At 37.5% G+C, this 25,034-nt stretch carries 27 protein-coding genes; 22 read left to right on the forward strand and 5 right to left on the reverse strand.

The window, feature by feature from the left end:
* From K1I67_RS01260 to K1I67_RS01270, 3 genes are all read right to left on the reverse strand, one after another.
* Positions 1 to 1,116 carry a cysteine desulfurase family protein gene (locus tag K1I67_RS01260; RefSeq protein ID WP_223338462.1) on the reverse strand — a complete coding sequence of 372 codons (1,116 nt, stop codon included), beginning with the start codon at positions 1,114 to 1,116 and terminating at the stop codon, positions 1 to 3.
* A 15-nt stretch (positions 1,117 to 1,131) separates the two neighbouring features.
* Entirely contained in the window at positions 1,132 to 2,076 is a 945-nt protein-coding gene (locus tag K1I67_RS01265) for a ribose-phosphate diphosphokinase (protein WP_223338463.1), read from the reverse strand.
* A gap of 124 nt (positions 2,077 to 2,200) precedes the next feature.
* Positions 2,201 to 2,770 carry a CYTH domain-containing protein gene (locus tag K1I67_RS01270; protein ID WP_223338464.1) on the reverse strand — a complete coding sequence of 190 codons (570 nt, stop codon included), beginning with the start codon at positions 2,768 to 2,770 and terminating at the stop codon, positions 2,201 to 2,203.
* Positions 2,771 to 2,904: 134 nt separating this feature from the next.
* Between K1I67_RS01270 and K1I67_RS01275 the strand changes: the two genes are divergently transcribed.
* From K1I67_RS01275 to K1I67_RS01375, 21 genes are all read left to right on the forward strand, one after another.
* A complete protein-coding gene (locus K1I67_RS01275) occupies positions 2,905 to 3,576 on the forward strand; it encodes a GTP pyrophosphokinase (RefSeq protein WP_223338465.1) in 672 nt (223 codons plus the stop codon).
* Complete coding sequence (locus tag K1I67_RS01280) at positions 3,560 to 4,378, forward strand: NAD kinase (RefSeq protein ID WP_025171265.1); 819 nt, start codon at positions 3,560 to 3,562, stop codon at positions 4,376 to 4,378. The genes K1I67_RS01275 and K1I67_RS01280 overlap by 17 nt, the downstream gene beginning before the upstream one ends.
* Positions 4,375 to 5,274 (forward strand): RluA family pseudouridine synthase, encoded by a 900-nt coding sequence (locus K1I67_RS01285; protein ID WP_223338466.1) that lies wholly within the window; start codon positions 4,375 to 4,377, stop codon positions 5,272 to 5,274. Before K1I67_RS01280 ends, K1I67_RS01285 begins: the two co-directional genes overlap by 4 nt.
* Positions 5,275 to 5,289: 15 nt before the next feature.
* On the forward strand, positions 5,290 to 6,264 hold the full coding sequence (pta, locus tag K1I67_RS01290) for a phosphate acetyltransferase (RefSeq protein ID WP_049548636.1): 975 nt from the start codon (positions 5,290 to 5,292) through the stop codon (positions 6,262 to 6,264).
* Between the two features lie 106 nt (positions 6,265 to 6,370).
* Entirely contained in the window at positions 6,371 to 6,664 is a 294-nt protein-coding gene (relB, locus tag K1I67_RS01295) for a type II toxin-antitoxin system RelB/ParD family antitoxin (protein WP_045762942.1), read from the forward strand.
* Positions 6,657 to 6,995 (forward strand): type II toxin-antitoxin system RelE/ParE family toxin, encoded by a 339-nt coding sequence (locus K1I67_RS01300; protein WP_223338467.1) that lies wholly within the window; start codon positions 6,657 to 6,659, stop codon positions 6,993 to 6,995. Before relB ends, K1I67_RS01300 begins: the two co-directional genes overlap by 8 nt.
* A gap of 75 nt (positions 6,996 to 7,070) precedes the next feature.
* Positions 7,071 to 7,763, forward strand: a complete 693-nt coding sequence (locus tag K1I67_RS01305; RefSeq protein ID WP_223338468.1) for a YjjG family noncanonical pyrimidine nucleotidase — start codon at positions 7,071 to 7,073, stop codon at positions 7,761 to 7,763.
* Positions 7,764 to 7,978: 215 nt separating this feature from the next.
* Positions 7,979 to 8,623, forward strand: coding sequence for a YiiX/YebB-like N1pC/P60 family cysteine hydrolase (locus K1I67_RS01310; RefSeq protein WP_223338469.1), 645 nt, complete (start codon positions 7,979 to 7,981; stop codon positions 8,621 to 8,623).
* Positions 8,624 to 8,625: 2 nt separating this feature from the next.
* Entirely contained in the window at positions 8,626 to 9,717 is a 1,092-nt protein-coding gene (locus tag K1I67_RS01315; protein WP_223338470.1) for a hypothetical protein, read from the forward strand.
* 276 nt (positions 9,718 to 9,993) lie between these two features.
* On the forward strand, positions 9,994 to 10,905 hold the full coding sequence (locus K1I67_RS01320) for a hypothetical protein (RefSeq protein ID WP_223338471.1): 912 nt from the start codon (positions 9,994 to 9,996) through the stop codon (positions 10,903 to 10,905).
* 117 nt (positions 10,906 to 11,022) lie between these two features.
* Positions 11,023 to 11,676: a uracil-DNA glycosylase gene (locus K1I67_RS01325; RefSeq protein WP_223338472.1), complete on the forward strand. Its 654-nt coding sequence runs from the start codon at positions 11,023 to 11,025 to the stop codon at positions 11,674 to 11,676.
* A gap of 9 nt (positions 11,677 to 11,685) precedes the next feature.
* Positions 11,686 to 12,150, forward strand: a complete 465-nt coding sequence (locus tag K1I67_RS01330) for an NUDIX hydrolase (protein ID WP_223338473.1) — start codon at positions 11,686 to 11,688, stop codon at positions 12,148 to 12,150.
* A 12-nt stretch (positions 12,151 to 12,162) separates the two neighbouring features.
* A complete protein-coding gene (locus K1I67_RS01335) occupies positions 12,163 to 13,434 on the forward strand; it encodes a dihydroorotase (RefSeq protein ID WP_223338474.1) in 1,272 nt (423 codons plus the stop codon).
* Positions 13,435 to 13,444: 10 nt separating this feature from the next.
* The gene (locus K1I67_RS01340) at positions 13,445 to 13,708 is read left to right on the forward strand and encodes a hypothetical protein (RefSeq protein ID WP_223338475.1); all 264 of its coding nucleotides are present in this window, start codon (positions 13,445 to 13,447) and stop codon (positions 13,706 to 13,708) included.
* Positions 13,709 to 13,719: 11 nt separating this feature from the next.
* On the forward strand, positions 13,720 to 15,060 hold the full coding sequence (locus K1I67_RS01345) for an MATE family efflux transporter (protein WP_223338476.1): 1,341 nt from the start codon (positions 13,720 to 13,722) through the stop codon (positions 15,058 to 15,060).
* A 179-nt stretch (positions 15,061 to 15,239) separates the two neighbouring features.
* Positions 15,240 to 16,208, forward strand: a complete 969-nt coding sequence (locus K1I67_RS01350) for a thiamine pyrophosphate-dependent dehydrogenase E1 component subunit alpha (protein ID WP_061863053.1) — start codon at positions 15,240 to 15,242, stop codon at positions 16,206 to 16,208.
* 17 nt (positions 16,209 to 16,225) lie between these two features.
* Positions 16,226 to 17,218 carry an alpha-ketoacid dehydrogenase subunit beta gene (locus K1I67_RS01355; RefSeq protein WP_006152177.1) on the forward strand — a complete coding sequence of 331 codons (993 nt, stop codon included), beginning with the start codon at positions 16,226 to 16,228 and terminating at the stop codon, positions 17,216 to 17,218.
* Between the two features lie 107 nt (positions 17,219 to 17,325).
* Entirely contained in the window at positions 17,326 to 18,369 is a 1,044-nt protein-coding gene (locus K1I67_RS01360) for a dihydrolipoamide acetyltransferase (RefSeq protein ID WP_223338477.1), read from the forward strand.
* Positions 18,370 to 18,407: 38 nt separating this feature from the next.
* Positions 18,408 to 20,108 carry a dihydrolipoyl dehydrogenase gene (lpdA, locus tag K1I67_RS01365; RefSeq protein WP_223338478.1) on the forward strand — a complete coding sequence of 567 codons (1,701 nt, stop codon included), beginning with the start codon at positions 18,408 to 18,410 and terminating at the stop codon, positions 20,106 to 20,108.
* 58 nt (positions 20,109 to 20,166) lie between these two features.
* A complete protein-coding gene (locus K1I67_RS01370) occupies positions 20,167 to 21,156 on the forward strand; it encodes a lipoate--protein ligase (protein ID WP_223338479.1) in 990 nt (329 codons plus the stop codon).
* Between the two features lie 108 nt (positions 21,157 to 21,264).
* On the forward strand, positions 21,265 to 21,906 hold the full coding sequence (locus K1I67_RS01375) for a hypothetical protein (protein WP_223338480.1): 642 nt from the start codon (positions 21,265 to 21,267) through the stop codon (positions 21,904 to 21,906).
* An 84-nt stretch (positions 21,907 to 21,990) separates the two neighbouring features.
* Here K1I67_RS01375 and xerS read toward each other — a convergent pair whose 3' ends face one another.
* On the reverse strand, positions 21,991 to 23,061 hold the full coding sequence (gene xerS, locus K1I67_RS01380; protein ID WP_223338481.1) for a tyrosine recombinase XerS: 1,071 nt from the start codon (positions 23,059 to 23,061) through the stop codon (positions 21,991 to 21,993).
* Between the two features lie 248 nt (positions 23,062 to 23,309).
* On the reverse strand, positions 23,310 to 23,654 hold the full coding sequence (locus K1I67_RS01385; RefSeq protein ID WP_223338482.1) for a zinc-ribbon domain-containing protein: 345 nt from the start codon (positions 23,652 to 23,654) through the stop codon (positions 23,310 to 23,312).
* Between the two features lie 95 nt (positions 23,655 to 23,749).
* On the opposite strand from K1I67_RS01385, the gene K1I67_RS01390 reads away from it, so the two are divergent.
* A complete protein-coding gene (locus K1I67_RS01390) occupies positions 23,750 to 24,772 on the forward strand; it encodes a hypothetical protein (protein ID WP_223338483.1) in 1,023 nt (340 codons plus the stop codon).
* The last annotated feature ends 262 nt before the right edge of the window (positions 24,773 to 25,034 follow it).

Here is a 25,034-nt window from a genome sequence, read left to right on the forward strand (position 1 = left end):
TTATCCTCCAATGATTTCTTTAAGAGTTTTGGCGAGAGTGATCATTTCTTGTTCGGTGTTCTGAGGTGAAATGCTGACGCGAACAGATTCGTGTAAGCGAGGGGATTCTTCACCGTAGAAAGCCTGAAGAACATGACTAACCTGAACGACACCTGCAGTACAAGCAGAGCCAGTTGAAATAGAAATACCTTCAAGATCTAGACGAAGGAGTAGTAGATCATTACGTTGACCTGGGAATCCAATATTAAGGACATAAGGTAGCTGGTCTTTCCCTTGATTGAGATAATAGTCTGTGTCAGCCATTTCCTTTAAGAATGTTTCTTTTAGTTTTTGAACTTTTTTAAAGTTTTGTTCTTTGTTTTCAAGATCATCCTTTAGTGCTGCAACCATACCTATAATTGCAGGAAGATTTTCTGTACCTGCTCTTTTTTTCTGCTCTTGATCACCACCATGAAGGTAGGAATCAAAATCTGTAGAAGCAGCATAGAGAAAACCAACTCCCTTTGGACCATAAAATTTGTGTGCAGAAGCACTGAGAAAATCAATTCCCAATTTTTCGGGAAGTATCTCTAATTTACCGACTGCCTGAACTGCATCGACATGATAGACGGCTGGATGATTTTTTAGAACCTCACCAATTTCAGCAATAGGTAATAGTGTACCGGTTTCATTGTTGGCAAACATAGTAGAAACAAGAATGGTATCTTCACGCAGTGCATTTTTGACTTGGTCTGCAGTGATTTCTTGATTTTCAGGCTGTAAAATAGTCACTTCAAAACCAAAATTTTCAACCAAGTATTTGATGGGTTCTAGAACAGCATGGTGCTCAATCGCAGTAGTGATAATGTGCTTTCCACGATTTTGATGGCGAAGGCAGTAGCCGATGATAGCAGTATTATTGCTTTCAGTACCACCAGTGGTAAAGAATATATGTTGTGGCTTTGTTCCTAGTAAACTTGCTAGTTCTTGACGAGCTTCTCGTAATAGTTTACCTGCTTGGCGCCCATGTCCATGAATACTAGAAGGGTTGCCATAAGTTTCTTGCATGACTTGAGTCATTGCTGAGATAGCTACTGAAGACATCGGAGTCGTTGCAGCATTATCCAAATAAATCAAAAACTCACCTAATTTCTATTTAAATAGTGGACTAACTGGTTTTCTTTCATGAATTCGAACCATAGCATCACCAATCAATTCGCTAGCAGTGATATATTGTACGTTTTTAGGTTTTCTACTTTCTGTCAATACAGAATCTGTAACCAGGATTTCCTTGATATTAGTTGCATCTAACAACTCAGCAGCACCGTTAACGAACAGTCCATGACTTGAAACCGCATAGATTTCAGTTGCACCGTCACGTTCTAAGATTTTAGCAGCTTCAGAGAAGGTGCGGCCAGTGTTCAGAATGTCATCGATCAAGATTGCCTTTTTACCTTCGACATCTCCGATGATGTAACCTTGACTGCGTTCAGAATCATCTTGTGCATAATCAATGATGGCAATTGGAGCATCAAGGTATTCAGCAAGACTACGAGCACGTTTTACACCAGAGTTTTTAGGACTAACAACAACCACATCGGAGCCAGTCAAACCTTTATCGCAGTAATGTTTTGCAAAAAGTGGAATTGTATAGAGGTTATCTACAGGAATGTCAAAGAATCCTTGAACCTGAACGGCATGGAGGTCAAGAGTCAATACACGACTAACTCCAGCTTTCACCAACATATTTGCAACCAGTTTTGCAGTAAGTGGTTCGCGTGAAGAAGCGATACGATCTTGGCGAGCGTAGCCGAAGTATGGAAGTACAACGTTAATGGTATTAGCACTAGCGCGAACACAAGCATCAACCATAATCAAGAGTTCCATCAAGTGGTTATTTACTGGATAACTAGTTGATTGGATGATATAAACATCATATCCACGAACACTTTCTTCGATGTTAACTTGGATTTCACCATCTGAAAATTGGCGTGAAGATACTTTTCCAAGTGGAACACCTGCAGCATCTGCGATTCTTTGAGCAACTTCCTGGTTGGAAGATAGTGCGAAAAGTTTCATGTTTTTTGTATCTGACATCGATAAACCGTCCTCTTTAAACTAAGTGAATCGCTGTAGTGAAACACTTTTAGTGATAAATACTCTCTACAACAGATTCTATTATTTTTCATCCCTTTTATTTTATCAAAAAAAGAAGATTATTTCAGTATTTTTTCATATTTTCTATAAAACGAACCAATTTTGAAGGAGCTTTTTTGTAATGGATTTCATTGTCTTGTAAAAATTCTTGGAAATCAAGACTTCCTTGGTTGCCATCTTCCACTTCTAATTCAAGCTCATAGTCAACAATATCAAAGTATTGGCTCTGATCAAGTGCCATGAGTCCGATAGGAGTTTGCTTTTCGTAGCGAACAGTAGTTAGGCAACCTAAAACTACCCAGCCACTGGTTGAAAGTCCACGGCTAGTCAATTCGTCAAGAATCATTCCTTGTGGAAGTTTACATTCTTTAAGACAATGGTTTGCTTCCTCAAGACTGAGATCTTGATTGTACTCCATATTTCCAACTTTTTGTGGGATTTTTATGGTCAATTCAGCGCTATTTTCAAAAGTACGAATGCGCATAGCGATTTTATGTTGGCGAAGGTGAAAATCAGGCGTGTCTAGGTAGTAATTTTTTTGTGTAATAGGTGTGACTCCTGAAAAGTGCTCCTGCAATCTTTGATATTCATCCTTGTTTAGAAGTGTTTTCATTTCAATTTCTAAATGTTTCATTTTTTTTACTTTTTCCTTATCTTTGAAAGCGATTGTATGGTATAATAAGCATTGTATTTATTGTATAAGATTTTTCATAGAAAATCAAAAACTAGATAAATCGAAGTGTATAGAGAATTGGATGAAAAAGATATATGATTACAGAATGGGAAGAATTTTTAGATCCTTACATTCAGGCTGTCGGAGAGCTGAAGATAAAACTCCGAGGTATTCGAAAACAATACCGCAAACAAAATAAACATTCTCCAATTGAGTTTGTAACTGGTAGAGTCAAACCGATCGAAAGTATAAAAGAAAAAATGGCTCGTCGAGGGATTGGATACGATACGTTGGAACAGGACTTGCAAGATATTGCAGGTTTACGCGTCATGGTTCAATTTGTAGATGACGTGAGCGAGGTTGTTGCCCTCCTTCGTAAGAGGCAAGACATGAGAGTTGTCCAAGAACGTGACTACATTACTCATCGAAAGGCTTCAGGCTATCGTTCTTACCATTTGATTATTGAGTATACAGTTGATACGATCAAGGGGGCAAGAACGATTCTGGTGGAGATTCAGATTCGTACCTTGGCTATGAATTTCTGGGCTACCATCGAGCATTCTCTAAATTATAAATATCAAGGGGATTTTCCAGAAGAAATTAAGAAACGTCTGGAAATCACAGCAAGGATATCTCACCAATTGGATGAAGAAATGAGTAAAATTCGTGATGATATCCAGGAAGCACAGGCACTCTTTGATCCATTGCATAGAAAGTTAAATGACGGGGTAGGTAATAGTGACGATACCGATGAAGAATACAGGTAAACGAATTGATCTAATCGCTAATCGCAAACCTCAAAGTCAACGAGTCTTATATGAATTAAGAGATCGATTAAAAAAGAATAACTTTATATTAAATGATAAACATCCCGATATCGTGATTTCCATAGGTGGGGATGGGATGCTTTTGTCTGCTTTTCACAAGTATGAAGACCAGCTGGATAAGGTTCGCTTCGTTGGTGTTCACACGGGTCATTTGGGCTTCTATACGGACTACCGTGATTTTGAACTAGATCAATTGCTTACTAATTTACAGTTGGATACTGGGGCTCGTGTGTCTTACCCGCTTTTAAATGTAAAGATTTTTTTGGAAAATGGAGAAGTGAAAATTTTCCGAGCTTTGAATGAGGCTAGCATTCGGAGAGCTGATAGGACTATGGTTGCCGATATTATCATTAACCAAGTGCCATTTGAACGTTTTAGAGGAGATGGCCTGACGGTATCGACGCCAACTGGCAGTACAGCCTATAATAAATCTCTTGGTGGAGCTGTTTTGCACCCTACTATTGAGGCCCTACAATTGACAGAAATTGCGAGTCTTAACAATCGTGTCTACAGAACCTTAGGTTCTTCTATCATTGTGCCTAAGAAGGATAAGATAGAATTGATACCAACTCGTAATGACTATCATACGATTTCTGTTGACAATAGCATTTATTCTTACCGTAATATTGAAAGAATAGAATACCAGATAGACCATCATAAGATTCATTTTGTAGCAACACCAAGCCATACTAGTTTTTGGAATCGTGTCAAAGATGCCTTTATTGGTGAGGTGGATGAATGAGGTTTGAATTTATTGCTGACGAACATGTCAAGGTAAAGACTTTTCTGAAAAAGCATGAAGTCTCTAAAGGATTGCTTGCCAAAATCAAGTTTCGAGGTGGAGATATTCGCGTAAACGGTCATCCACAAAATGCAACCTATCTCTTAGATATTGGGGATGTGGTTGTCATTGACATTCCTCCTGAGGAAGGTTTTGAGACACTGGAAGCAATTGATTATCCACTGGATATTCTGTTTGAAGATGATCATTTCTTAATTCTAAACAAACCCTTTGGTGTGGCCTCGATTCCTAGTGTCAATCATTCCAATACCATCGCTAATTTTATCAAGGGCTACTATGTGAAACAGAACTATGAAAATCAGCAGGTTCACATTGTAACCAGACTAGATCGCGATACTTCGGGTCTCATGCTTTTTGCTAAACATGGTTATGCTCATGCTAGACTAGACAAGCAGTTGCAAAAGAAAGCCATTGAAAAGCGCTATTTTGCACTCGTTAAAGGAGATGGTTTTCTGGAACCTCAAGGTGAAATTATTGCCCCGATTGCCCGTGATGAAGATTCAATCATTACTAGACGAGTGGCAAAAGGTGGTAAATATGCCCATACTTCCTATCGAATAGTGCAGTCTTATGGCAATATTCATCTAGTTGATATTCGACTACATACGGGAAGGACACACCAGATTCGTGTTCATTTCTCCCATATCGGTTTCCCTTTGCTTGGAGATGACCTCTATGGTGGTAGTCTTGAACATGGCATAGAGCGTCAAGCTCTGCATTGCCATTACTTATCGTTTTATCATCCTTTTCTTGAAGAGCAGTTGGAGATGGAAAGTCCACTGCCGGATGATTTCAACACTCTTATAACTCAGTTATCAAATAATAATATATCTTAAAAGGAGTCAAAACTCATGGAAGTTTTTGAAAGTTTAAAAGCCAACCTAGTTGGTAAAAATGCACGTATTGTTTTGCCTGAAGGTGAAGAGCCACGTATTCTTCAAGCAACAAAACGCATCGTAAAAGAAACAGAAGTTATTCCTGTCCTACTTGGAAATCCTGATAAAATTAAAATCTATCTTGAAATCGAAGGAATCATGGATGGTTATGAAGTAATCGATCCTGCACATTACCCTCAATTTGAAGACATGGTAGCATCACTTGTAGAACGTCGTAAAGGAAAAATGACTGAAGAAGAAGCTCGCGAAATCTTGGTTAAAGACGTGAACTATTTTGGTGTTATGTTGGTATACATGGGCTTGGTAGATGGAATGGTTTCAGGAGCTATTCACTCTACTGCGGCAACTGTTCGTCCAGCCCTTCAAATCATTAAAACACGTCCAAATGTTAGTCGTACTTCAGGTGCCTTCCTAATGGTTCGTGGCACTGAGCGTTACCTATTTGGTGACTGTGCAATCAATATCAATCCTGATGCTGAAGCATTGGCAGAGATTGCGATTAACTCTGCTATCACAGCTAAGATGTTCGGTATCGAACCAAAAATTGCGATGCTAAGCTATTCAACTAAAGGTTCTGGTTTTGGTGAAAGCGTAGATAAAGTTGTTGAAGCAACTAAGATTGCTCATGATCTTCGTCCTGACCTTGAAATTGATGGGGAATTGCAATTTGATGCTGCCTTCGTTCCAGAAACAGCTGCTCTCAAGGCACCAGGAAGCAAGGTTGCTGGACAAGCAAACGTCTTTATCTTCCCAGGTATCGAAGCAGGAAATATTGGCTACAAGATGGCAGAACGTCTCGGTGGCTTTGCAGCGGTTGGTCCAGTATTGCAAGGTTTGAACAAACCAGTTAATGACCTTTCTCGTGGATGTAATTCAGATGACGTCTTCAAACTTACTCTAATCACAGCAGCACAAGCTGTACACCAATAAAATTCAACGAAAAGCTCCTTTTCTGTTAAAGGAGCTTTTCGTTGAATTTCAAATCTAAAGATGATAAAATGTATTTACAAATCATATTTACAAAGAGGTATTAATCATGGCAAGTACTCAACCTGTTAATTTTAGAGCAGATTCGACTTTTTACCAACAAACGAAAGAAATCATAGCTGATGAAAAGTTAACCCTATCAGATATTTTTAATGCTGCACTTCGTAAAATTGCGACAGGTGCAGTTGATCCTAAAGAGTTCGTATTTAGTGATTTACAAGAGACTCAATATCAGGTTGCTTTTGAAGACTTGAAAAAGGAAATCTTGATGGGACATCAAGAAATTGAGCAAGGTAAACTAACGTCTTTGGCAGATGTAAGAAAGGAATTTGGACTTGACTAATCATAAGCGTTACCATGTTTCTCTTACGGATCAAGCTAAGAAAGACTTGAGAGAAATACATGATTATATTGTACTGAATTTTTACAGCCAGCAATCTGCCGATAGTAAACTAGACCTTATTCTAACGGCACTAGAAACTTTAGAAACCTTTCCAGAAGCATGTCCTTTGGTTTCAAGTCGAGGTTATGGTGAATTAACAGATGACGGAAAACGTTATCGATATATACCAATTGAAAATTACTTAGCTTTTTATTATATCGACAAATATGAGGTTTATGTCTCCAGAATTTTAAATTCTAAGCAGAATTGGGCTAAGCTATTCAATAAGTAGAGGTGAAAATTTTTTAAAATTTTTTTGAATCATTTAGTCACCTCTTTGCCCCCCTAAGAAAGGAAGTTTTTTTAATTGAAATACAAATTTCTACTCTTCGACCTCGACCACACCTTACTCGATTTTGATGCTGCAGAAGATATTGCCTTATCGCAACTCCTAAAAGAAGAAGGAGTAGTGGATATACAAGCCTATAAAGATTACTATGTACCAATGAACAAGGCTCTTTGGAAGGATTTGGAACAGAAAAAAATTACAAAGGCTGAGTTAATTAACACACGTTTTGCAAAATTGTTTGCTCACTTTGGCATTGAAAAAGATGGTTCCTACTTAGCAGAGCGCTACCAGTTTTTCCTATCAAAACAGGGACAGATTTTCCCAGGTGTCGAAGATTTATTAAAAAAATTGATAAGTAAGGGCTATGAACTCTATGCTGCGACAAATGGAATCACCTATATTCAGACAGGTCGTTTGGAGAAATCTGGTATCGCACCATTTTTCAAGGAGATTTTCATTTCAGAACAGCTCCATACTCAAAAACCAGATGCTGAGTTCTATAAAAAAATTGGAGCTTGTATCCCTAACTTTGATAAAAACCATGCCCTTATGATTGGTGATTCTTTGTCAGCTGATATTCAAGGTGGAAATAATGTTGACATCGATACCATCTGGTACAATCCTCATCATCTGGAAAATAAGACACAAGCCCAGCCAACTTATGAAGTTCATTCTTACAAAGATTTGCTGAATTGTTTGGGGGAACTTTAAAAATCACAAAATATAAAAGATTCTGTAAAACATGGGGCATGGAGTTCAAGAAATTCTTGAAAACGCTTCATATCTTTTGACTGTTTTTATTTTTTTAGGTATAATAAAATTGTACACAGATAAAATAATAAACAGAAAGAAGGAGATTGACATGTACAGTTGAGTTGTTTATGATAAGTAATTCCAATAGTTGTGATTTATTTAGGAGAAAAAATATGAGCAAATTAACTAAAAAATTAAGTATAGGTATCATTTTTTTGTCATTATGTGGTTTTAACGAATATGTCTACGCTATGGAGGAAGCTATAGATAAAAATGAAATGAGAGTTTGGGAAGAATCTGTTTTAGAAGATATAAATTCTGAAACTCCTAGAGGTGACTGGAAAACAATGGATAGAGCTGCACATGGAGGATGGACATGGAGAGATGGTGTTATTTGCATAACTGATTCATATGCGATAACTCCTCATTTTAACAATGGGCATGCTGGAATTGTAGCAGCTGATCCTTACTATTATGCAACGATTGAATCTAATCCAGGATCAGGGGTTCAAGTTGTATATGGAAATTGGACAAGTCGTTTTAGTGGTAGTACTGTTTATCAAATAGGGGTTAAAAAAACAAGTATTCGAGATGATCAAAAAGTTGCTTATTGGGCCGCTAGACAAATCGGAAAACCTTATAACTATGAATTTTTCAATATTAATACTAGAAGTAAATTTTATTGTTCTCAGTTAGTTTGGGCAGGGTATAAAGATGTAACAGGAGTAGATATTGGTACTTGGGATTGGGGTTCGGCCATCCATCCGTTTGAGCTACTTAAATCGAGAGAAACGATATTAATATATAGGAATAAATGAGTATGTTATTGAAAAGAAATAAAAGCGCCATGAACTTCATGTTGATGTTAATAAGTGCTTGTTGCTGTCTTATTTGGCTAAGTGCCTGTCAGTCAAATAAGGTAAATTCGGTAGATGATTATAAAATGGCTATCTGGGATAGCGATAAAATAGCTGTATTTGATGATTATGATTTAAATGAGTTCAAGGGTAATATAGCCAGAAAAGAAAAATACATCTATTGGGCAGAAAGTTTTTCAGATGCAGGATCCTATTCAACTGCAAAAACAAAAGATACCTCAGGTCTAAAAAGATATGTATCTAGAATTAATAAGGAAAATTTAAGTGAAACATTTAAATTAGCGGAAGGAAATGATGCTTACGCATCCATAACAGATGGGGATTATTTATATGCAACTGCTGTCTTTACAGATAGAATTGAATTTTATAAATATGATAACAATTTAGAGGTTGTCACTAATGTTACCATGAAAAATGATGGTCAACTAAATGCCAGTCAACAGTTTGTTATTATAGATAATTATTTATACTTACTTGTAACCACATTGGATTTATCAACCCAAGTTCCTAATACGGAAATTTGGAAAATGGATAAAGAGTTCAACATCGTGGAAAAATATAATCTTGACGAAACATCAGCATATATGAGAATGGTTAATGTAGATGATGTCTTGTATATTGTGGAAGCACTTAGTGGGCGCAATTCTGATGGAGAATATAAGTCGGGAAATAAAATAATGGTTTTTGATTTAAAGAGTCAGAGCAAGAATTATATCGATATTCCTGATAAGTATCCAACAAATATTCACTATGATGCTAAAAATAACCAATTGATTATAGAGAATGAGGGATTGTATAATGGCGAATTTTCCTTTACTACAGTCAATCTAGATAATTTAGAAAAAGATATTATTCATCTGGAAGGCTTTAGCACAGAGCAATATATTGCACCATATTTTACATTTAAAGACAACATCTATTATTTTTTATTTAATGATTCTCTGGTTAAATATGATATTGTTGATAAGAAACAAACAGTTATCAATCTAGAAAATTATAAGATAAAAGATGCACATTATTTGATTGTTAAATAGTTTATTTATTGGGTGAAAGTCAAATAATAGAAATTTAATCTTTAAGATGTGCTTAAGTATAGTTTTAGTAATCTCTCCTTATCTCTGGCTAAGGGGAGATTTAATCTAGTTTATTACAGGTGATATAGAAAATTCTGCAGGGAAAAGCTTTGAAAAAACAATGATAGTTTTTTTGTAATGATTAGTTATCTTTCTGATTATTCTGAATAATAGATTCTTTGCAAAACCTAACAAAATATTTAAAACTGTTAAAAAGTAGATTGGAGTCTATAAATTATGGGAACATGGGATGCAACGATTTTTGGAAATGACACTTCCTTAGATATTAAAGAAGAATTCTTCGAGAGATACAATCAAGGAGAAGATGCAAATACAATCAAAAATGACCTGACATCGGATTTATATGATGACGATATGTATGATGTCTTGTTCGCCTTAGCACACTGTTTATGGGAAGTTGGGCAATTAGATGATGAATTCTTGCTTGAAATTAAAGAAATCATTCTTAACAAAGAAGATTTAGAACTAGCCCAAGAATTAGGTGCAGATAGTGAATTTTTAGAACAAAGAGCTGAAAATCTAGAAAAGTTTTTAGAAAAGATAAGTGTAAAAAAAGAAAAGCCCAAAAAGAGAATTGCTCCGCCAGTTCCTGTAGAAAGCAAATATAGGAACGGTGCTGTGATGGTGTTTCAGTATGAAGATGGTATGTATGGTGCTTTGATAGCGGTAGATGGAGCTTTCTTTGATAAGGAAACCTATTATGCTTATCTGCAGACTGATATTAAAATGACCACAAAACCCACTATGGAAGATGTGCGATCAGCAAAAATTCTCGATCCAAGTTTTCATAGTGTAGAATTCAATTCATTTCGTGACTCTAAGTATTACTACTCTTTTGTAAATTGTATTTCAGGCTATCTAAAAAGTTCCGCAACTAAAAAATTTGAAAAATACAATGATAGTGTTTTTGAAATAATAGGCTATCTTTCAGATTGGGGGAGTTGCTGTAGTGCGGCTTCTGGAGGATTTGATTACTATAAACAAAAATCAAGTGATGAGTTTAAGATAAGCGTTGTAAAGGAATTGAATAAAAGATTTGATGAAAAACTTAATACTCGAACAGAATTGATTATTGATGAAATTGACAAAGAATTTATCCTTTCTAATATGAGAAATGGAGTTGAATAAAGGCTCTTTAGTATAAATTCTTTCTAAAACTTCTCAAATCTTAATAGATACTTTTAAAAGTGGTTTAGATAGCCACTTTTTGCTATAATAGAGGCAGTATAAACAAAGGAGAAAGCAATGGAGCACTCATCCTGGCATGCTTTGATTAAAGAGCAATTACCTGAGGGTTATTTTGGGAAAATCAATCACTTTATGGAGCAAGTTTATGCTCAAGGAACTGTTTATCCGCCTAAGGAAAAGGTTTTTCAGGCTCTTTTGACGACTCCTCTGGAAGAGGTTAAAGTGGTAATTCTAGGCCAAGATCCCTATCATGGACCAGGTCAGGCGCAGGGCTTGAGTTTTTCAGTTCCAGATTCTATTCCATCACCTCCTTCTTTACAAAATATTTTAAAAGAGCTTGCGGATGATATTGGGGTAAAACCGTCTCATGACTTGACCTCTTGGGCCGAGCAGGGAGTCTTGCTTCTCAATGCTTGCTTGACGGTTCCTGCTGGTCAAGCAAATGGTCATGCTGGGCAGATATGGGAACCTTTTACAGATGCTGTGATCAAGGTTGTCAATAATATTGATAGACCCGTAGTTTTTGTACTTTGGGGTGCTTATGCACGTAAGAAGAAGTCCTTGGTTACAAATCCTCAGCACTTGATTATCGAATCAGCCCACCCAAGTCCTCTTTCAGTTTACAGAGGATTTTGGGGTTCCAAGCCTTTTTCTAAGGCTAATGCATTCTTAAAAGAAAGTGGACAAGAGCCAATCGATTGGCTTAGATAAGGAGAGAATATGCCTCAGTTAGCGACAGTTTGCTACATTGATAACGGAAAAGAATTGCTCATGCTTCATCGCAATAAAAAGCCTAATGATGTCCATGAAGGCAAATGGATTGGTGTGGGTGGTAAGCTAGAGCGAGGTGAGACACCTCAGGAGTGCGCAGCGCGTGAAATCCTCGAAGAAACAGGCCTCAAAGCCAAGCCGGTTCTAAAAGGTGTTATCACTTTTCCTGAATTCACTCCTGACTTGGACTGGTACACCTATGTGTTTAAGGTAACAGAATTTGAGGGTGAATTGATTGACTGTAATGAAGGAACATTAGAATGGGTTCCTTACGATGAAGTTTTAAGCAAACCGACCTGGGAAGGTGACCATACCTTTGTCAAGTGGCTTTTAGAAGATAAACCCTTCTTTTCAGCCAAGTTTGTCTATGATGGTGATAAGTTATTGGACACTCAAGTGGATTTCTACGAATAAAGGAGTATTGTTATGTTAGTAATCAAAAACGGCCGTGTGATGGATCCAAAGTCTGGTTTGGATCAAGTTTGTGATGTTTTGGTTGATGAAGGGAAAATTGTTCAAATTGCTCCTGAAATCCAGGAAGAAGGTGCTCAAGTAATAGATGCTACTGGTCTTGTAGTTGCGCCTGGTTTGGTGGATATCCATGTCCATTTCCGTGAACCTGGTCAGACTCATAAAGAAGACATTCATACAGGAGCACTAGCAGCAGCTGCAGGTGGTTTTACGACAGTCGTAATGATGGCTAATACTAATCCAACTATATCAGATGTTGAGACTTTGCAGGAAGTTCTTCAATCTGCAGCCAAGGAAAAAATTAACGTTAAGTCTGTAGCAACGATTACCAAAAACTTTAATGGTCAAGACTTAACTGATTTTAAAGCCCTTTTAGAAGCAGGTGCAGTTGGTTTTTCTGATGACGGGATTCCTCTTGAAAGTAGTAAAGTTGTCAAGGAAGCCATGGAAGAAGCGAAAAAACTAAATACTTTTATTAGTCTTCATGAAGAAGATCCTGGCTTGAATGGTACGCTTGGTTTTAACGAAAATATCGCTAAAGAGCATTTTCATATCTGCGGTGCAACAGGAGTTGCGGAGTACGCTATGATTGCTCGTGATGTCATGATTGCCTATGCAACCAAGGCTCATGTTCATATCCAGCATTTGTCAAAAGAAGAAAGTGTAAAAGTTGTGGAGTTTGCTCAAAATATGGGAGCAAACGTAACTGCAGAAGTAGCTCCACAGCATTTTTCTAAGACTGAAGCTCTGCTTTTGACTAAAGGAAGTAACGCTAAGATGAATCCACCTCTTCGTTTGGAGTCTGATCGTCGAGCCGTCATTGAAGGTTTAAAATCTGGAGTCATTTCTGTCATTGCTACTGACCACGCGCCTCACCATGCTGACGAAAAAAATGTAGAGGATATTACCAAAGCTCCATCAGGTATGACAGGTTTGGAAACTTCTTTGTCACTAGGTTTAACCTACTTGGTTGAAGCTGGCGAGTTGAGTTTAATTCAATTGCTAGAAAAAATGACCTACAATCCAGCAAAACTGTATAATTTTGAAGCAGGTTATCTAACTGAAAATGGGCCAGCTGATATTACGATTTTTGATGATAAAGCGGATCGAGTTGTAGATACACATTTTGCTTCCAAAGCAGCTAATTCACCATTCATTGGTGAACAATTAAAAGGGCAGGTTAAATATACTATCTGTAAGGGACAAATCGTTTATCAAGCAGATTAGGAGCTTGAGGATGATGAATTATTTTCGTAAACTTAGAAATCGTAAACGAAATGCTTGCCATGGAGTATATTGTCCAGCCGCTAACCGTGCTAAAATTCAGTATGAAACCAAGGAAAAAGCTGATCACGCTGTAGAGTATGATAATGGTGGCTTGGTTAGAAGCTATTATTGCGCCTCGTGTAATTGTTGGCACACGACATCAAAAGCTAGTAATCCACCTTTGAGCTTGAGAAAATACGGCTTAAAGCTTTTTGGCTTGGATGAAAAGGAGTAGAAAGAGTAGGTATGCATACAACAAAAACTATTAAAGACAAAATCATCTTATTTTTAAAAATTTTCTTTCCTATTCTAATTTATCAATTCGCTAATTTTTCCGCATCTTTTGTCGATACCACGATGACAGGGCAATATAATACACTGGATCTAGCGGGTGTTTCCATTGCGACTAGTTTGTGGAATCCTTTCTTTACCTTCCTGACAGGGATTGTCTCAGCCTTGGTCCCTATTATTGGTCACCATTTGGGACAAGGAAAAAAGAAAGAAGTTTCTTCGGATTTTTATCAATTTCTTTATTTGGCTTTAGCCTTATCTATCGTACTTTTTGGCTTGGTTTTCTTTTTAGCACCAATTGTCTTACAATTCATGGGGCTGGAAGGGGCTGTATCCAGTGTTGCCATGCGTTATCTGTGGCTCCTGGCCATCGGTATTATCCCACTTTTGCTTTTCAGTGTTATTCGATCGCTACTTGATACGCTAGGACTGACAAAATTGTCTATGTATCTTATGCTTCTTTTACTTCCTTTAAATAGTGGATTTAACTATTTACTAATATATGGAGCTTTTGGTTTTCCTGAGTTGGGAGGAGCAGGAGCAGGTCTGGGGACTTCCCTTGCGTACTGGGCTTTGTTGCTGATTTCGACTTTGGTCTTGTTAAAGCATAAAAAGCTCAAGGAATATCAACTTCAAAAACCTATGCCTCTACAAATCAAAAAAATCAAGGAAGCTATTTATCTTGGTCTACCAATTGGTGGGACGGTATTTGCTGAAGTAGCCATTTTTTCAGTTGTTGGTTTGATTATGGCGAAATTCTCATCACTTATTATTGCCAGTCATCAGTCAGCTATGAACTTTTCAAATCTGATGTATGCTTTTCCTATGAGTATTTCAACTGCGATGGCCATTGTGATTTCTTATGAGGTAGGAGCTAAACGGTTAGACGATGCAAAACAGTATATCCATATTGGCCGTTTAACAGCTATGGTGTTTGCGGTTTTAACACTTAGTTTTCTCTACATCTATCGTGAAAATGTAGCCAGACTATATGGTCAAGATTCAGAATTTATCCAACTGACAGCATCTTTTATGACCTATAGCTTGTTCTTCCAGTTAGCTGATACCTTTGCGGCACCTTTACAAGGTATTTTAAGAGGTTACAAGGATACGATTGTTCCTTTTTATCTTGGTCTTATCGGATACTGGGGTGTTGGGATTCCGCTTGGGTTATATCTTGATTATTCGACTAGTTTAGGTGCGTATTCCTATTGGATTGCTCTTATCATTAGTTTAATGGTAAGTGGAATTCTTTATCAGTGGCGTTTACAAGTTATTATGAAAAGATTCAAATAATTTGTTGAAAAACGATGAAAAAACAGCTTGTGAAATTTGTATTTTATATAAAGAAAAGTCTTGATTTTACTGACTTTTCTTTTTTTATATTGTGAAAAATTGCAAGCATATTTTTTGACACTAATTAACCTATAAAGTAAAATAGAACTATAAGAATTTAAACTTAGAAAGGCAAGATTATGTCAACTTTAGATAAAAATCTTTTGCTTGAGATGTTCCGTAAGATGGAAGAAATTCGTCGTATGGACTTAAAAATTGCTCAATTAGTAAAAAAAGGAAAAGTGCCAGGAATGACGCACTTTTCTGTTGGTGAGGAAGCTGCTAACGTTGGGGCTATGTTAGCTCTAAACGAAGATGACCTCATCACCTCAAACCACCGTGGTCACGGACAAGCCATTGCTAAAGGAATCGACCTTAATGGTATGATGGCTGAAATCCTTGGTAAGTATACTGGAACTTGTAAAGGTAAAGGTGGATCAATGCACATCGCCGACCTTGATGCAGGTAACCTTGGTGCTAACGGTATCGTAGGTGGTGGTATGGGAATTGCAGTAGGTGCAGCCCTTACTCAACAAATGAAAAACACTGGTAAAATTGTTGTCTGCTTCTTTGGTGATGGAGCGACAAACGAAGGTGTATTCCACGAAGCTGTTAATATGGCTTCAATCTGGAATCTTCCCGTTATTTTTTACTGTATCAATAACGGATATGGAATTTCAGCAGATATTAAGAAAATGACCAATGTTCAACATATCCATGAACGTAGCGCAGCTTACGGTATTCCTGGTATGTTTATCGAAGATGGTAACAATGTAATCGATGTCTATGAAGGATTTAAGAAAGCAGTCGATCATGTTCGTTCTGGTAAAGGCCCTGTATTAATTGAAAGTGTAACCTATCGTTGGCTTGGTCACTCATCTTCAGACCCAGGTAAATATCGTACACGTGAAGAAGTAGAAGAGTGGAAACAAAAAGATCCAATCGAAAATCTTCGCAAGTACCTTGTTGAGAACAAGATTGCAAGTGCAGAGGAACTTGAAGAAATTCAAGCACAGGTCAAGGAAGCAGTGGAAGCATCTGTTAAATTTGCAGAAGAAAGTCCATTCCCTCCACTCGAATCAGCATTTGAAGATATTTACGCAGACTAAGGAGAAGTAGAGAAAATATGGAAACTAAATTAATGTCTTTCCGCGATACCATTATCCTTGCAATGTCTGAGGAAATGCGTCGCGACGAAAATGTACTCTTGATGGGTGAAGATGTCGGTGTCTTTGGTGGAGACTTTGGTACATCTGTAGGTATGCTTGAAGAATTTGGACCAGAACGTGTTCGTGACTGTCCGATTTCCGAAGCAGCTATTTCTGGAGCAGCTGCTGGTGCTGCTATGACTGGACTTCGTCCAATCGTTGATATGACTTTCATGGACTTTTCTGTTATTGCCATGGATAATATCGTCAACCAAGCTGCTAAAACTCGTTACATGTTTGGTGGTAAAGGTCAAGTGCCTATTACAATCCGCTGTGCCGCTGGTAACGGAGTAGGTTCTGCAGCACAACACTCACAATCATTGGAATCATGGTTCACTCATATCCCAGGATTGAAGGTTGTAGCTCCAGGTACACCAGCTGACATGAAGGGACTTCTTAAGTCTTCAATCCGAGACAACAATCCTGTTATCATTCTTGAATATAAATCAGAATTTAACCAAAAAGGTGAAGTTCCTGTTGATCCAGACTATACAATTCCGCTTGGTGTTGGTGAAATTAAACGTGAAGGAACTGATGTAACGGTAGTAACATACGGTAAAATGCTTCGTCGTGTCATGCAAGCAGCTGAAGAATTGGCTGAAGAAGGCATCTCAGTAGAAGTAGTAGACCCACGTACTTTGGTTCCACTTGATAAAGACATCATCATTAACTCAGTTAAGAAGACTGGAAAAGTAGTTCTTGTCAACGATGCCCACAAGACAAGTGGTTTTATCGGTGAAATTTCAGCTATTATCTCAGAATCAGAAGCATTCGATTATTTAGACGCACCTATTCGCCGTTGTGCAGGGGAAGATGTACCGATGCCTTACGCACAAAATCTAGAAAATGCAATGATTCCAACAGTTGAAAGCATCAAAGATGCAATTCGTAAAACTCACAACAAACAATAATACATAAAACAAATTATGTAAATAATTTAATCAGACGAGAAGCTTTGTATCTAATAGATGCAAAGTTCTCTACGTCCTTGATATCTTAGTATAGAATAGGAGAGGTCATGGCTGATGATAAGCTAAGAGCGACTCCTGCAGCTAGAAAATTAGCGGATGATTTAGGAATTAATCTCTACGATATTTCTGGCTCAGGCGCAAACGGTCGTGTCCACAAAGAAGACGTGGAAACATTTAAAGACACTAATGTGGTTCGCATTTCGCCACTTGCAAAACGAATTGCCCTTGAACATAACATTGCATGGCAGGAAATCCAAGGAACTGGTCATCGTGGTAAGATTATGAAGAAGGATGTTTTGGCATTCCTTCCTGAAAATATTGAGAACGATACTATCAAGTCACCTGCTCAAATCGAGAAAGTAGAAGAAGTTCCAGATAACGTAACACCTTATGGTGAAATAGAGCGTATTCCGATGACACCGATGCGTAAGGTTATTGCTCAACGTATGGTTGAATCATACTTGACTGCACCAACCTTTACGCTGAACTACGATGTTGATATGTCTCAAATGCTTGCCCTTCGTAAGAAAGTCCTTGATCCAATCATGGAAGCAACTGGTAAGAAAATTACTGTTACAGACTTGCTTTCACTTGCGGTTGTTAAGACTCTTATGAAACACCCATACATCAATGCGTCATTAACTGAAGATGGTAAGACAATTATTACTCACAACTATGTCAACCTTGCGATGGCTGTTGGAATGGATAATGGTTTGATGACGCCAGTTGTTTATAATGCTGAAAAAATGAGTTTGACAGAGTTGGTAGTTGCCTTCAAAGATGTTATCGGACGTACTTTGGATGGTAAACTAGCTCCTAGCGAATTGCAAAATTCAACCTTCACCATTAGTAACTTGGGAATGTTTGGTGTTCAATCATTCGGTCCAATCATTAACCAACCGAACTCAGCAATCCTTGGGGTTAGCTCAACAATTGAGAAACCTGTTGTAGTAAATGGTGAAATCGTGATTCGTCCAATTATGAGTCTTGGTTTAACAATTGACCACCGTGTCGTAGATGGTATGGCTGGTGCTAAGTTTATGAAAGACTTGAAAGCTTTAATTGAGAATCCAATCTCAATGTTGGTTTAAAATATTTGTTTTAGAAATATAGATAGAGGAAGTAAGATATGGCCTTAGAAGTAATTATGCCAAAAGCCGGCGTGGATATGACAGAAGGACAAATCGTCCAATGGAATAAGAAAGTCGGAGAATTTGTAAAAGAAGGAGAGATCCTTTTGGAAATCATGACTGACAAAGTCAGCATGGAATTAGAAGCAGAAGAAGACGGTTACTTGATCGCTATCCTTAAAGGGGACGGCGAAACTGTTCCTGTTACTGAAGTTATCGGTTATCTTGGTGAAGAAGGGGAAAATATCCCAACCGCTGGAGCAGCACCAGAAGCTAGTCCGGCACCTACAGCAAGTGCCTCAAACGACGATGGTAAGAGCGATGACGCTTACGATATCGTTGTTATCGGTGGTGGACCTGCTGGTTATGTTTCTGCTATTAAAGCAGCTCAATTAGGTGGTAAAGTTGCTCTTGTTGAGAAATCTGAACTTGGTGGAACATGCTTGAACCGAGGATGTATCCCAACTAAGACTTACCTTCACAACGCTGAAATTATCGAAAATATCGGTCATGCAGCAAATCGTGGTATCGTGATTGAAAATCCTAACTTCACTGTTGACATGGACAAACTTTTAGAAACAAAATCTAAAGTTGTTAATACCCTTGTAGGTGGTGTTGCAGGACTTCTTCGTAGCTATGGAGTTGATGTTCATAAAGGTATCGGTACTATTACTAAAGATAAGAATGTCTTGGTAAATGGTTCTGAATTGCTTGAAACTAAGAAGATCATCCTTGCTGGTGGTTCAAAAGTAAGCAAAATCAACGTTTCTGGTATGGAATCATCTCTTGTGATGACTAGTGATGATATCCTTGAAATGAACGAAGTACCAGAAAGCCTTGTGATCATCGGTGGTGGGGTTGTCGGTATCGAACTTGGTCAAGCCTTCATGACATTCGGTTCAAAAGTAACTGTTATCGAAATGATGGATCGTATCGTTCCAGCTATGGATGCTGAAGTATCTAAGAACCTTCGTTTAATCCTTGAACGTAAAGGTATGACAATCTTGACAGACACTAAACTTCAAGAAATCATTGAAGAAGATGGCAAACTTCGTATCAAGGTTGAAGGAAAAGATGATATCATTGCTAACAAAGCTCTTCTATCAATCGGACGTGTTCCAGACCTTGAAGGTATCGGTGAAGTCGAGTTTGAATTAGAACGTGGTCGTATCAAAGTTAACGAATACATGGAAACTTCTGTTCCAGGTATCTACGCACCAGGTGATATCAACGGTACTAAGATGTTGGCTCACGCTGCCTTCCGTATGGGTGAAGTTGCGGCTGAAAATGCGCTTAAAGGAAACCACGCTGTTGCCAAATTGAACTTGACTCCTGCAGCTATTTATACACTTCCTGAAGTAGCAGCTGTTGGTTTGACTGAAGAACAAGCTCGTGAAAAATACGATGTTCAAATCGGTAAATTCAACTTTGCAGCAAACGGTCGTGCAATTGCTTCTGATGCAGCTCAAGGTTTTGTTAAAGTTATTGCCGATAAGAAATATGGTGAAATCCTTGGTGTTCATATCATTGGTCCAGCAGCAGCTGAATTGATTAACGAAGCGTCAAGTATCATCGAAATGGAAATCACTGTTGAAGAAATGCTTAAGACAATCCACGGACACCCAACATACTCTGAAGTTATGTACGAAGCATTTGCTGATGTTCTTGGAATGGCCATCCATTCACCTAAGAAAAAATAAAAATAGATAGACTAGACTGGAATTATTTTCCAGTCTCTATCGTATTAGAAGGTAACTTATGAAATACATTATCAATCATTCAAATGACACTGCCTTTAATATTGCTTTAGAGGAATATGCTTTTAAACACCTTTTGGACGAGGATCAAATTTTCCTGCTTTGGATTAACAAACCATCTATTATTGTAGGTCGTCACCAAAATACCATCGAAGAAATCAACCGAGACTACGTTCGTGAACACGGAATTGAAGTAGTACGTCGTATCAGTGGTGGTGGAGCAGTTTATCATGATTTCAACAACCTCAACTATACAATCATTTCAAAAGAAGATGAAAACAAGGCCTTTGACTTCAAGAGCTTCTCTACTCCAGTTATCAATACCTTGGCGGAACTTGGTGTTAAAGCTGAGTTCACAGGTCGTAATGATCTTGAGATAGACGGTAAAAAATTCTGTGGAAATGCGCAAGCCTATATCAACGGACGTATCATGCACCATGGTTGTCTTCTCTTTGACGTTGATTTGTCTGTCCTTGCTAATGCACTCAAAGTTTCTAAAGATAAGTTCGAATCAAAAGGTGTTAAATCAGTTCGCGCACGTGTAACCAATATCGTAGATGAATTGCCAGAAAAAATCACCGTAGAAGAATTCCGTGACCTACTTTTGGAATACATGAAAAAAGAATACCCTGAAATGACAGAGTATGTCTTCTCAGATGAGGAATTGGCTGAAATCAATCGTATCAAAGATACTAAGTTTGGAACTTGGGATTGGAACTATGGTAAATCACCAGAGTATAACGTCCGTCGTGGCACAAAATTCCCAAGCGGTAAGGTGGAAATCTTCGCTAATGTCATTGAATCAAAAATTCAAGATATCAAGATTTACGGTGACTTTTTCGGTATCGAAGACGTTGCAGCAGTAGAAGATGTTCTTCGTGGCGTTAAATACGAACGTGAAGACGTCCTCAAAGCCCTTCAAACCATTAACCTAGGTCGTTACTTCGCAGGAATCACTGCAGAAGAAATAGCTGAGGCAGTGGTGGAATAAAGTAAAAGATATCCATTTAACATGGATATCTTTTATCTTAGACTTGATATTCAAAAATAATGAGAGTAGAATAAAGAGGAAATCTGAACAAAAAGGGGATCAAATTCAATGATGAAAGTACCAGTAGAAAATCTTGGACTATTTGAACAGTTAGACCGTATAGTAGTGGCTTTTTTTAGCAAGCAACAACCTTCAAGTCCATATGATTTGAATATCAGTATTACACAAGAACACCTTGACCAGAAAAAGCAAGAGCTAGAACCATTAGGCTATCAAGCTGTCCAACTACCATTAGGAATGGCTTTAGATAATGTCATCCAGCAACCTCATTATAAAAGCTTAATCATTGGTGGACTTGCTCCCGACGAAATTATAGTCAGCAAAGAAGAATTAATGCCTTTGAAAGATATTGTGGACAGTTTTTGTATTATGTACGCTGCAGCAAATAACAGACTGGAAAATAGTAAGGCTTATGAATTAATGAAAAATAAGACGGTTTATTTTATTGGTAAACTATTTACAGATATTCAAAATGCTGGTGATGAAATTGCTTATTTAGGAATTGAACGAATAGCGAGGGATGGTACACCATATGAAGCAGTTAAATGCTTTCTAACGGAAGAGAGTGCAGAGAAGTTCAATGGTGAAAAAAGACCGGTCACCCCTGCAAACTTGGCCTATCTAAAATCATTCTGGGGAAATCCAGTCATTATTGAGCCACACCGTAATTATTGGATTGAATTTTTATAGAAAGAATAAAAGAGCGTAAGATTCGATAAAAAATCCTACGCTCTTTTTTAACACTAAAACATTACATAAATTATATTATGTATCTCATAAACTATCCAAGGCATTTTTCTGTTCGTCATTAACGATATGCGTATACAAGTCGGTAACTTGTGTGCTAGCATGTCCCAGCTGGTGGCTGACCAAAACTTGGGATTTGGTTGCATCATAGAGACGGGTTGCAAGAGTATGGCGCAGTTTGTGGGGAGTTACGCGGACTTTAAAGTCTTCTGAATACTTGGCCACCATCTTTTCAACACTAGAAGCATCAATCCGATTTGGAACACCTCGATACAAGGTCAGAAAGAGGGCTGTATCAGTCTTTTCTGTCTTATAACGTTTGTCTCGAATAGCAAGATATTGCTCTAAATAAGGCTTAGCAAAGGCAGCGACATTAACCGAGTCACGTTTTCCGCCCTTACGAGTAACATCGATGACCATCATTTTGAGATTGAGATCACGAAGATCTAGGTTAACTGCTTCGGAGAGACGGACACCAGATGCAAGAAGGAGTGCGATAATGGCTAAATCTCGCTCCTTATTCTTGTTAAAGGACGATAAGGCTCGATTTGAGAGAGTTTTAGGGTATTCCTCATCTATATAATTCAAAAATCCCTCTGTTTCATCCCCTAAAAAGAGCTTTTGCTTGATATTTTCAGCTCGGGCCGCCAAGGTTTCTTTCTTTTTCTTGGTAGCAACCTTCTTCATAACATTACGGTAGAAATAAGGTTCACCTTGCTCGTTTTCAACCTCCTCAGTCAAATACTTATAAAGACTAGAAAGTGCAGAAAGTGTACGGTTAATGGTTGTTTGAGAAACCCCGTTTTTCGTCGTATTGGCATTGAGTAGAGGACGTTCACGTAAGTAAAGAATGAAGGATTCCATGTCTTTCTTGGTCATGTGCTCCAGAACGTCTAAGGGAATATTGGCCATGGTATCAGCATTCGATATACCAGATTCCAAAACCCAGGTGAAAAATCGATCGTATTCCTTTAAGTATTCGTACAAGGTCGTAAAACTGTATGGAACAGCTAATTTCGATTGGTAGTATTCCAGAACATACCAGGGCATAACTTGTTTAAGTTTATCAATACGTTCTAACAAAATCTCGCGTTTCATGTTTTTCTCCAAAACTTTCTATACAAGTAGTATAGCATAGCTAGATATATTTTTCAAGAAAATTATAGTTTTTCGGAAAGATGTTATAAGTGATATATGCAATATCTAAATCTTTAAAACCATAACCAAAAATTATTTTAGAGCTAATTATTCTTAATTATGTACTATATTTAAGTGAATACTGGAAATTTTAAAAGTTATTCATCTACTGTAATATGTACTTTATTTAAGTGAAAACTAAAAACTTTTCAAATGTACATTTTGACAACATAAAAACACTTTATATTACTTAAAGTGTTCTTATTTTTTATATCTTTTTTAAACTGTATAAAATGTTCTTGCTTTCTTCTGTAACCTTTGCAAATCGAACATGCCTTTTTATTTCGTTTTCTGTACGCCATTCTTTCTTTAACTTGAATTTTATAACGATGATCTGAGTTTTCCTGACATATCCACCATACAGACATATTACTCAACTCTATGATTTCAGTTGGACTTGTTATTAGGAGGTTATTTACATAATCCCACTCATTCATTAGAGTTTGTTGTGTCGTTGCTAAGTCGTTAAATCCTTTTAAAACTTTTTGATTCATGCACAAGTATGTAAATAATGTAAAACAATTTCAAAATGTGGTAGACTAGATATGAATTTTGATGGACGATAATTAGGTCAGAGAAAAGGTTACAGATGGAAAAATTAGTTTTTATCGGAATGCTAGTGTTCTTGGCATTTGTGTTTATTGGAATATTGTTTTGGCTGCGTTTTAGAATGAAGAACACCTTTGAGAACGGTGTTCCAGTGTACGATGCCCCAGCAAATAATCAGACTAGGACGAGTAAGCTAAGCCTAGGAGAGTATGCAGTGCACATAGTTTTAATACTAATTAGCGCTGTAATTGCCTTTAAGGTCATGGGCATGTTCCGTCATGGGGCGGCGCCAATTGGTGCTGCTATAATCACGCCTTCTATAATGGCGCTTTTCAATGCACGAAGGAGAACCGGGAAATCTTGGATAGGTATCGTTGCAGTGCTTATGATATTCGTGTTTTTGATGTTTGTATATATAATTATAGGTCTACCTGATAACGCACCTCCACTTAAAATTGACAGAACTGAAATTCATCTTACAGAGACTAAGATTTCGGATTTGATAGACCAGGGGTTTGAAATCTATGTGTCAAATGGTAGACATGATTATCCTAATTATAATGAGCTTTTGACAACGGGAAGCTATTCCAAATACCAAGGAGCTGGGGTTAGCGTACCAAACGGCTTTAAGTCATATGACTCTGCAGTCACACGATCGACTTATCTTCTTGTAAAGAAGAATGTAGTAGTTGGCTGCAGAGGTGTTTACGGGCATAAAAAGAGGTATGAGGAACTGAAGGACTGTGTAGTTACGCAGGTTTGCTTCGATTCTGAATGCACAGCTGCTGCTAAAAAATATGGAATTTCATATAATATAGATGGTATAGATTTGCTAGAGAAGCTTGATGAAAATAAGTTTAAGGAAGTATTTGGTAAAAAAATATGGCTGACTCCAAGCAATCCGAGAGGTGAATATTTGGGACATTACGGTGTGCAGTGGGGAACAGGTAACAATGAATTCTTTTGGAATCAATACTTTATGAATTTGGACATTAATTCGAATAATAATATAGTTAATTTTAGTTTTAAAGTTCATATTGCAGGTGAACGAGAGAATAATTAGCAAGGATAGTTAGATAAAATGAAAAAGAAAAAAGTACTGAGCAAGACAAAGTATGCTATTTATCTTCTAGTGGTCCACCTTATATGCATATTTTCACTATAAGCAAAATAGTGATACCTTCATGGGGTCACTGGTTAGAGACGACACGCTTTCTTTGGACAAGCTTTCCTACCTATCTATGCGTATTAATAGCCATTCTCCCAATGGTATGCTTTTGGCCATATTTGATTAGTGCAGATTTTAAGCCGGGTACAGCAAAGAC

Origin of the sequence: Streptococcus infantis (genome assembly GCF_019929575.1) — a bacterium.
Classification (GTDB): domain Bacteria; phylum Bacillota; class Bacilli; order Lactobacillales; family Streptococcaceae; genus Streptococcus; species Streptococcus infantis_L.

Coding starts and splice junctions, on each gene's coding strand:
- K1I67_RS01375 (WP_223338480.1), top strand. CDS start 21,265: ATGATGAAAGTACCAGTAGAAAATCTTGGACTATTTGAACAGTTAGAC.
- pta (WP_049548636.1), top strand. CDS start 5,290: ATGGAAGTTTTTGAAAGTTTAAAAGCCAACCTAGTTGGTAAAAATGCA.
- K1I67_RS01345 (WP_223338476.1), top strand. CDS start 13,720: ATGCATACAACAAAAACTATTAAAGACAAAATCATCTTATTTTTAAAA.
- relB (WP_045762942.1), top strand. CDS start 6,371: ATGGCAAGTACTCAACCTGTTAATTTTAGAGCAGATTCGACTTTTTAC.
- K1I67_RS01310 (WP_223338469.1), top strand. CDS start 7,979: ATGAGCAAATTAACTAAAAAATTAAGTATAGGTATCATTTTTTTGTCA.
- K1I67_RS01275 (WP_223338465.1), top strand. CDS start 2,905: ATGATTACAGAATGGGAAGAATTTTTAGATCCTTACATTCAGGCTGTC.
- xerS (WP_223338481.1), bottom strand. CDS start 23,061: ATGAAACGCGAGATTTTGTTAGAACGTATTGATAAACTTAAACAAGTT.
- K1I67_RS01390 (WP_223338483.1), top strand. CDS start 23,750: ATGGAAAAATTAGTTTTTATCGGAATGCTAGTGTTCTTGGCATTTGTG.
- K1I67_RS01360 (WP_223338477.1), top strand. CDS start 17,326: ATGGCTGATGATAAGCTAAGAGCGACTCCTGCAGCTAGAAAATTAGCG.
- K1I67_RS01330 (WP_223338473.1), top strand. CDS start 11,686: ATGCCTCAGTTAGCGACAGTTTGCTACATTGATAACGGAAAAGAATTG.
- lpdA (WP_223338478.1), top strand. CDS start 18,408: ATGGCCTTAGAAGTAATTATGCCAAAAGCCGGCGTGGATATGACAGAA.
- K1I67_RS01340 (WP_223338475.1), top strand. CDS start 13,445: ATGATGAATTATTTTCGTAAACTTAGAAATCGTAAACGAAATGCTTGC.
- K1I67_RS01355 (WP_006152177.1), top strand. CDS start 16,226: ATGGAAACTAAATTAATGTCTTTCCGCGATACCATTATCCTTGCAATG.
- K1I67_RS01335 (WP_223338474.1), top strand. CDS start 12,163: ATGTTAGTAATCAAAAACGGCCGTGTGATGGATCCAAAGTCTGGTTTG.
- K1I67_RS01265 (WP_223338463.1), bottom strand. CDS start 2,076: ATGTCAGATACAAAAAACATGAAACTTTTCGCACTATCTTCCAACCAG.
- K1I67_RS01270 (WP_223338464.1), bottom strand. CDS start 2,770: ATGAAACATTTAGAAATTGAAATGAAAACACTTCTAAACAAGGATGAA.
- K1I67_RS01350 (WP_061863053.1), top strand. CDS start 15,240: ATGTCAACTTTAGATAAAAATCTTTTGCTTGAGATGTTCCGTAAGATG.
- K1I67_RS01285 (WP_223338466.1), top strand. CDS start 4,375: ATGAGGTTTGAATTTATTGCTGACGAACATGTCAAGGTAAAGACTTTT.
- K1I67_RS01280 (WP_025171265.1), top strand. CDS start 3,560: ATGAAGAATACAGGTAAACGAATTGATCTAATCGCTAATCGCAAACCT.
- K1I67_RS01325 (WP_223338472.1), top strand. CDS start 11,023: ATGGAGCACTCATCCTGGCATGCTTTGATTAAAGAGCAATTACCTGAG.
- K1I67_RS01385 (WP_223338482.1), bottom strand. CDS start 23,654: ATGAATCAAAAAGTTTTAAAAGGATTTAACGACTTAGCAACGACACAA.
- K1I67_RS01320 (WP_223338471.1), top strand. CDS start 9,994: ATGGGAACATGGGATGCAACGATTTTTGGAAATGACACTTCCTTAGAT.
- K1I67_RS01370 (WP_223338479.1), top strand. CDS start 20,167: ATGAAATACATTATCAATCATTCAAATGACACTGCCTTTAATATTGCT.
- K1I67_RS01315 (WP_223338470.1), top strand. CDS start 8,626: ATGTTATTGAAAAGAAATAAAAGCGCCATGAACTTCATGTTGATGTTA.